Origin of the sequence: Clostridium sp. (assembly GCF_018372875.1) — a bacterium.
Classification (GTDB): Bacteria; Bacillota; Clostridia; order Clostridiales; family Clostridiaceae; genus Clostridium.
The window spans coordinates 41,572-48,401 of sequence record NZ_JAHAIF010000019.1; the positions used below are offsets into that span (position 1 = coordinate 41,572).

Consider the following 6,830-nt stretch of genomic DNA (forward strand, 5'->3'; position numbering starts at 1 on the left):
AGTTAAGTATGTTGTCACCATTTACAGTTAAATTGTTAAAAATATTACCAGAAGGGTTAGTAGTTACAGCAGCAAAGAAAATAACTAATAATTATTTGAAAAAGTTTGCAAGATTACATATAGAGGGATTTGAAGAGCTAGAACAATATGGGGGACCATTTATATTTATTTGTAATCACCTAAGTAATTCAGATGGTATTGTTTTAAATAAGTTATTAAAGGAAAAGTATGATCCATATTTTGTTGCAGGAGTTAAATTAACAAATGATCCTATTACAAATGTAGGGACCAAAATGGTAAAAAATATACCTGTTAAACCTAATACTGCAGACAAAGAAGCAATAACAACAATGGTTAAGACAGTTAAGAGTGGAGAAAATTTATTGATTTTTCCAGAAGGAACAAGAAGTAGAACAGGTGCAATGATTGAAGGAAAAAAGGGTATATTATTATTAGCAAGAATGACTAAGGCTAAGATTATACCTATCGGAATGAGTGGAACAGATAAACTTCTTCCAATTGATGAAGGAGGTAATATGGGCAGCGAAACTTGGCATGAAGCAGATGTAACAGTTAAGTTTGGTAAGCCAGTAGAGTTACCCAAGAGAATTAAGGAAGAAGATAAACATGAATATGATAATAAGTGCATGTATATTCTGATGAGGTCAATAGCTGAATTATTACCTGAAGAGTATAGAGGAGTTTATAAATAGATGAAGAAAAAAACAAAAGAGATTTTAGAGATTTTAAAAGAAACTTATCCAGATGCAAAATGTGAACTTAATCATGAAACTCCGTTTCAATTATTAGTAGCAACGATTTTGTCAGCTCAAACAACAGATAAAAAAGTTAATGAAGTTACAGAAACACTATTTAGAGATTATCCAGATTTAGATGCTTTTTTAACACTCTCTAATGAAGAGCTTGAAGAAAGAATAAAGCAAATAGGTCTTTATAGAAGTAAAGCTAAGAATCTAATAATGATGTGCAATCAACTTAAGGAAAAGTATGATGGAGAAGTACCTAAGACTATGGAAGGAATAACTTCTCTTGCTGGAGCTGGAAGAAAAACTGCAAATGTAGTTTTATCAAATGCTTTTGGTGTTCCTTCAATAGCTGTAGATACACATGTATTTAGAGTATCTAATCTTTTAGGATTGGCTGATTCTGATAATGTTCTAGAGGTTGAGAAACAATTACAAAAGGAATTACCAAAAAAGGAATGGTCCTTAGCACATCACTTATTAATATTTCACGGTAGAAGGTGTTGTATAGCTAGAAGACCACAATGTGGAGTATGTCCATTAGCACATTTATGTAAATATAAGAAGCAGAAGGATAAAGAGGATAAGAAAATAAAAAAGAACACTAAATTTTAATTGAAATACAACTAGTCCACATCAAGGATATTTTTCTATATAAGTGGTACTTAACTTGGCAAGCAGTATAGAATATAATATTATAGAAAAGTAAAAGAACTTTTAATGGAGGATAGGATTGTAATGAAGGTTGGAGTAATTATGGGAGGAATCTCGTCAGAAAGAGAGATTTCTTTAAAAAGTGGTAATTCAGTAGTTGAAAATATAGATAAGAATAAGTATGAAGTGATTCCTATAGTTATAGATAAGAAGGAAGACATAATAAATAAAGTAAAGGGAATTGATTTCGCTTTGCTTGCTTTACATGGTCAATTTGGAGAAGATGGTACAGTTCAAGCAGTTCTACAAACACTTGGAATACCTTATTCAGGGTGTGGTCCATTAAGTAGTGCTGCATGTATGGATAAGGATATGACGAAGAGTTTACTTGAAGCAGCAGGAATTAGAACAGCACCATGGATTAATTTAAGATCTGGGGATGAAATTAATTATGAGGATATAAAAGAATTAGGATATCCTGTTGTAGTAAAGCCTACTCATGGTGGGTCAAGTGTTGCTACTTTTATAATTAAAGAAGAAAAAGAGATTGAAAATGCTGTTAAAGAAGCTTTTAAGTGGGATAACGAAGTTATGATTGAAAAGTTTATAAAGGGGGATGAAATAACATGTCCTGTAATGGGAAGAGAAATGTTCCCTGTTGTAGCTATTAAGCCTCATGCTGAATTCTTTGATTATACTGCTAAGTATGCAGACGGTGGGTCAGATGAATTTGTAATTGAGCTTGAAGAATCTTTGCACAAAGAAGTAGAAAAGATGGCATTAGACACATATAGAGCACTTAAGTGTTCAGTGTATGCAAGAATAGATATGATTATTACTGAAGAAGGTATTCCATATATTCTTGAGGTAAATACTTTACCTGGAATGACAAAGGCAAGTTTATTCCCTAAGAGTGCAGCAGGAAGAGGAATAGACTTCAGCGGATTAATTGATTTAATAATTGAAAATTCTTTAAAAGAAAAAAGATAAATAGAAGTAGGAAAGTATTTTTTATAAGTACTTTCCTACTTTTTTATTATAGAATAAATAAGTGAAATTAGAATTCCTGAAACTCCTCCTAAAGCAAAGAATAGTTGTACATATCCAATTATGGTTCCGAGTAATGTTCCTAGACCTACCCCTAGTGCAATTCCTTTAGCTAAGTATTCGCATTGTTTATCTGATAAATAAATTTTCTTAAACATAAAGGCCCCCTCTTATATCTTCTATTTATTAGAGTATTTAAACCTATTAAATGTTTCAAAATATATAAAAAAGTTTAGATATAATATAATAAATGTATAATTGAATAATTTTAGGAGTGACAGCAATGAAAATTAATGATATAAAAGAAAAATTAAACTCTAAAGAGAGTTATATAAACGGGTGGGAAAAAATGAAAAGGGCATCCATAATAATTCCTCTCATAGATATAAACGAAGAAGTTTATATTTTGTTTCAAGTTAGAGCAAAAAAATTAAAAAGTCAACCAGGAGATATTTGTTTTCCAGGAGGAAAAATAGATAAATGTGAAACTCCAAGTGAAGCTGCATTAAGAGAAATAAATGAAGAACTTGGATTAAAAGATGTTGAAATAATAAAAGAAATGGATATTTTAATTAGACATGATGGTATGATAATACACCCTTTTGTAGCAAAGGTTAATAATATAGAAGAATTAGAGATAAATGAAGATGAGGTGGATGAAGTATTTTATGTTCCATTATCTTATCTTTTAGAGTATAGTCCTATGGAAGTAAGAAACAAGCTGATAGTTGAAAGAGGAGAGGACTTTCCGTATCATCTAATTAAGGGTGGGAAAAATTATAAGTTTAAAACAGGAGAGTATATATCTACATTTTATCAATATAAAGATTACGTTATATGGGGAATAACAGCATCGATGTTAAAGGATTTTGTAAATAATATAAAGTAGTTTCACCGTTAAGAAAATATTAAGAAGTTATCTACTTTTATATTAAGAAGTAGGAAGTAGAATAAAAACATAAACTCTGATAATATCTATGGTGAAAAAAGGAATTTAGAGGAGGAAATTAAAATGGAAAAAATATTAATAGTTGATGATGAGAAAGAAATAAGAGATTTAGTTGAAATATATTTAAAAGGCGAAGGCTATAAGACTGTAAAAGCAGGAGATGGAGAAGAAGCATTATATGCATTGAGAAATGATCCGGAGATAGATTTAATAATTTTGGATGTAATGATGCCAAAGTTAAATGGTATAGAGGCATGTTTGAAGATAAGAGAAGAAAGAGAATTACCAATAATAATGCTTTCTGCTAAGTCAGAAGATATGGATAAAATATTAGGATTAAATATGGGAGCAGATGATTATTTAACAAAGCCTTTTAATCCATTAGAGTTAGTAGCTAGAGTGAAATCACAGTTAAGAAGATATTATAGACTTAATCCTAAAGTTAAGGCACAGGTAATTGAGGAAATAAGCAATATTGTAACAATAGAAGATTTAGAAATTAATTTAGATACACATGAGATATTTATTGATGGTAAAGAAGTAAAGCTTACTCCAACAGAGTTTGATATATTAGTTTTGCTTGCAAAAAATAGGGGCAAGGTGTTCTCTATTTCCAATATTTATGAAAGTGTATGGAACCAAGAATTTATGGAGTCTGACAATACTGTTATGGTTCATATAAGAAAGATAAGAGAAAAAATAGAGTCTGATCCAAGAAAGCCTAGATTTATAAAAACCGTATGGGGAGTTGGATATAAAATTGAAAAATAATGATGATTTTATAAAAAGATTAGGAAAAAAGATATATAAATTAAAAATATTTAATCCTTTAAGAAAGTACATAGATATACTTATGATTAAAATAGAAAAATCTATACGATTTGAATTAATGGTTGTTGTGGGTATATGTTTTGCTGTTTCCTTTATCTTTTACGGAATGGCCAATAATGTAATGAGAAAGGAACACATTACTTCAAACATAGCATATAACTATCAAGAAATAGAGTATAGTGCTAAAAACTATGTTAACTCAATTAATGGTCAGAAAGGATTAAAGTTAGACGATAACAATTACTTTATTAATTTATTTGCAGGTGAGAGTGGAAAAGCTTATATTACAGACTTAGATGGGAATGTACTTCAAAAGTCTTCTAATGTTGTTGAAGATAAGATTGATATATTCTCTGTACTTTCTAGTGCAAATAGTAGCGAGTATGATAGTTACAGACCAATGGAAAGAAAGGTAATATATCCCCTTAACATATCAGATCAAAGATGTTATTTTATATATTCCAATACACCATCTGCACATATTGAAGAAGATACATATATTGTAAGTAATTCTTTTTTAGCCTTAATTCTTTCTTGTCTTGTTTTTATAGTTATATTTATTATAGTTACAAATAAGAAGATGAAATATTTAGATGAAATTGCTTCAGGATTAAAAATTATTGCAAATGGAGATTTAAGTCATCATATAGAAGAAAGAGGAAGTGATGAGATAAGAAATCTTGCATCTAATATAAATTATATGGCTGAAGAGGTTAATAGAAAGATTGAAGCAGAAAGAAAGGCAGAAAAGACTAAGGCTGACTTAATTACTAATGTATCCCATGATTTAAGAACTCCTTTAACATCTATAATGGGCTATATAGGATTAATTAAAGATGGAAGATATGAGAATGAAGAAACCATGAAAGAGTATCTTGGTATAGCCTTTAATAAAGCCGAAAAACTTAAGGGGTTAATTGAGGATTTATTTGAGTATACAAAACTTGATAATGGGGGGATAAAGTTAAATAAGAGCAAGGTTAATTTAACAGAGTTTTTATTTCAACTTACAGAAGAATTAACACCATTATTTGAAGAGAATGGATTAAGTATAATAAAGAGTGCAACAGAAGATAGAATAATGGTTGATTTAGATGCAGATAAAATGTTAAGAGTATTTGAAAATCTATTAACTAACTCAATAAAATATTCTTTTAAGCCTGGAAATATTGTAATTGGAGTTTATGAAAGTAATGGATATGCAACTGTCGCAGTAAGAAATAAGGGTGAGACAATACCAAAAGAAAAGCTAGAAAAGCTGTTTGAAAGATTTTATAGGGTTGAGGAGTCTAGAAATACTCAAACTGGTGGTACAGGACTAGGTCTTGCCATAGCTAAAAATATTGTAGATTTGCATGAAGGGCAAATTTGGGCTGAGTGCTATGGAGAAGATATTAGTTTCTATGTAAAATTAAAAATATCAAAATAAAAGTAACTTTCTCTCTATATATGGAATAACATGTTAGAGAGAAAGTATTTTTATTTTGGAGGAAATATGCAAAATAAAAGTCCAAATAGTAGGTTTGGAATTGATATTAATGAGTATACTCAAGGTGTAAATTTTCAAGTATTAGCAACAAAGATTGATTTTTTATACTTAAGAGCATCAGGGTCTGCGACAGGTAGATTTAGGGTAGATAGAAAGTTTATAGGATTTGCAAGAGAGGCTAGAAATTATGGGATTCCTGTAGGTGCATATCATTTTGGGGTACCATCATACGACCTGACTGATGCAGATAGACAGTGTGATGACTTTATAGATGTACTTCAGCAGGGATTTGGTGCAAAGGATTTTGGTGATTTGTTTCCAGTATTGGATGTAGAAACTCCTGTTGAAAACAAACTTCCAACAGCAACTTTAATTGATTGGATAGACAGATTTAGAAAGAGGTTTGAAAAGAAAACTAGAAGAAGATTAATGTTATATACAGGTGCATTCTTTATTGATGAATACAACAACTTCTATATTCCTGGTAGAGGATATCCACTTAAAAATATGTTATTATGGATTGCAATGTATACAAAGATACCTGGAAATCCTCCATATCCTAAGGATCAAGGGGGGTGGACTAAATGGAGAATATGGCAATTTAGCGAAGATTTAGTTGTAGAAGGTGTAGGAAACCCTGTGGACGCTAATTGGGGACCTGATAATGTGGATTTATTAACTCAACCTAGTATAGTAACTGGATTAAAAGCTATAGAAAGTGGCGGTGAAGTAATTGTTTCTTGGAATAGAGTTCCTGATGTTGATTTATTAGGATATAATATTTTTGCCAATGGGAATTGGCTTGGAACTGTAGATGCAGAAGACACAGAATTTAGAATTAAAAGAAGTAAAATACCTGTTAAGGCAGGAACAGCAGTAAAAATTGCAATTGAAGCTTTTGATTATGATGGGGAAGTATCAAAGAGAAGAGCTACAGTTACATTACAATAAAAAACTAAGAAAAAATTATATCAAGGATAGTGTTATTCTTGATATAATTTTTTTATTCTTTAGGAAATTATATCTATTATTAAATTGTGGATAACTTCAACAATTTAGCGATATATTAGTTCATTTCTTCCTAAAGAATAAAAAA

8 protein-coding genes are annotated in these 6,830 nt (G+C 30.2%); 7 read left to right on the forward strand and 1 reads right to left on the reverse strand.

Going from position 1 to position 6,830, the window contains the following annotated elements:
* The first annotated feature begins 8 nt into the window (after nucleotides 1-8).
* The 3 genes from KIB46_RS08395 to KIB46_RS08405 all read left to right on the forward strand — a co-directional run bounded on the left by KIB46_RS08395 (nucleotide 9) and on the right by KIB46_RS08405 (nucleotide 2,408).
* Nucleotides 9-713: a lysophospholipid acyltransferase family protein gene (locus KIB46_RS08395; protein WP_291671409.1), complete on the forward strand. Its 705-nt coding sequence runs from the start codon at nucleotides 9-11 to the stop codon at nucleotides 711-713.
* Complete coding sequence (gene nth / locus KIB46_RS08400; RefSeq protein WP_291671410.1) at nucleotides 714-1,379, forward strand: endonuclease III; 666 nt, start codon at nucleotides 714-716, stop codon at nucleotides 1,377-1,379.
* Between the two features lie 123 nt (nucleotides 1,380-1,502).
* Nucleotides 1,503-2,408 (forward strand): D-alanine--D-alanine ligase, encoded by a 906-nt coding sequence (locus KIB46_RS08405; RefSeq protein WP_156559720.1) that lies wholly within the window; start codon nucleotides 1,503-1,505, stop codon nucleotides 2,406-2,408.
* 35 nt (nucleotides 2,409-2,443) lie between these two features.
* On the opposite strand, the gene KIB46_RS08410 is transcribed toward KIB46_RS08405, so the two are convergent.
* The gene (locus tag KIB46_RS08410; RefSeq protein WP_156559718.1) at nucleotides 2,444-2,623 is read right to left on the reverse strand and encodes a hypothetical protein; all 180 of its coding nucleotides are present in this window, start codon (nucleotides 2,621-2,623) and stop codon (nucleotides 2,444-2,446) included.
* Nucleotides 2,624-2,748: 125 nt separating this feature from the next.
* On the opposite strand from KIB46_RS08410, the gene KIB46_RS08415 reads away from it, so the two are divergent.
* The 4 genes from KIB46_RS08415 (at nucleotide 2,749) to KIB46_RS08430 (ending at nucleotide 6,685) form a co-directional block, all read left to right on the forward strand.
* Nucleotides 2,749-3,354 (forward strand): CoA pyrophosphatase, encoded by a 606-nt coding sequence (locus KIB46_RS08415; protein ID WP_291671411.1) that lies wholly within the window; start codon nucleotides 2,749-2,751, stop codon nucleotides 3,352-3,354.
* Between the two features lie 123 nt (nucleotides 3,355-3,477).
* Nucleotides 3,478-4,185 carry a response regulator transcription factor gene (locus tag KIB46_RS08420; protein WP_156559712.1) on the forward strand — a complete coding sequence of 236 codons (708 nt, stop codon included), beginning with the start codon at nucleotides 3,478-3,480 and terminating at the stop codon, nucleotides 4,183-4,185.
* Entirely contained in the window at nucleotides 4,175-5,674 is a 1,500-nt protein-coding gene (locus KIB46_RS08425; RefSeq protein WP_291671412.1) for a HAMP domain-containing sensor histidine kinase, read from the forward strand. The genes KIB46_RS08420 and KIB46_RS08425 overlap by 11 nt, the downstream gene beginning before the upstream one ends.
* 66 nt (nucleotides 5,675-5,740) lie before the next feature.
* Nucleotides 5,741-6,685 carry a glycoside hydrolase family 25 protein gene (locus KIB46_RS08430; protein ID WP_291671413.1) on the forward strand — a complete coding sequence of 315 codons (945 nt, stop codon included), beginning with the start codon at nucleotides 5,741-5,743 and terminating at the stop codon, nucleotides 6,683-6,685.
* Nucleotides 6,686-6,830: the final 145 nt, after the last annotated feature.